The following is a 778-nucleotide window of genomic DNA, read 5'->3' as shown; positions in this document are numbered from 1 at the left end:
GAATCGAGTTGTGGCGGTAGACCCAGATGGAGATCCATTAACCTTTAGCCTGCAAGCTGCACCTGGCAACGGAGTAGCCGTAGTGAATGCCAATGGAACCTTTAGCTACCAGCCGAATTTAAATTTTAACGGAACCGATCAGTTTACCGTGTTGGTATCAGATGGCCATGGAGGAACGGCCATTTCCACGGTGACGGTCACTGTTACGCCGGTGAATGATGCACCAACGGTGCCAAACTACACGTTCAGTACGCAGGAAGACAGTCCCGTAGTAGGAGCCATAGTAGGGACAGATGTAGACGGAAATCCTCTTAGTTATCAGTTGCAAAACAGGCCCACAAATGGAATAGCTGTAGTAAATGCCAATGGAACGTTTAGCTACCAGCCAAATCTTAATTTTAATGGAAGTGATCAATTTACGGTGTTGGTATCAGATGGTCAGGGAGGAACGGCCGTTTCTACGGTAACCATCAATGTCATCCCAGTAAATGATCCACCGATTACGTCCAATGTCAGTTTTACGATTGCGGAAGACAGCACGTTAATCAATCAAATTGTGGCGGTAGATCCAGATGGAGATCCATTAACCTTTAGCCTGCAAGCTGCACCTGGCAACGGAGTAGCCGTAGTGAATGCCGACGGAACCTTTAGCTACCAGCCGAATTTAAATTTTAACGGAACCGATCAGTTTACCGTGCTGGTATCAGACGGTCAAGGAGGAACAGCCGTTTCCACGGTGACGGTGATTGTCACGCCGGTGAATGATGCACCAACGGTT

General features: G+C 47.9%; 1 protein-coding gene. It reads left to right on the top strand.

Annotated elements, in window-relative coordinates; all coding sequences use genetic code 11:
- Positions 1-778 (top strand): tandem-95 repeat protein (locus POF52_RS30920; protein WP_271998180.1); only part of this gene is annotated, 778 nt, incomplete at both ends.

The sequence above is a fragment of the Priestia sp. AB genome (assembly GCF_028369225.1).
Taxonomy (GTDB): domain Bacteria; phylum Bacillota; class Bacilli; order Bacillales; family Bacillaceae_H; genus Priestia; species Priestia megaterium.
The sequence above is the reverse complement of the archived record's forward strand: the minus strand, read 5'-3'. Positions and strand labels throughout refer to the sequence as shown.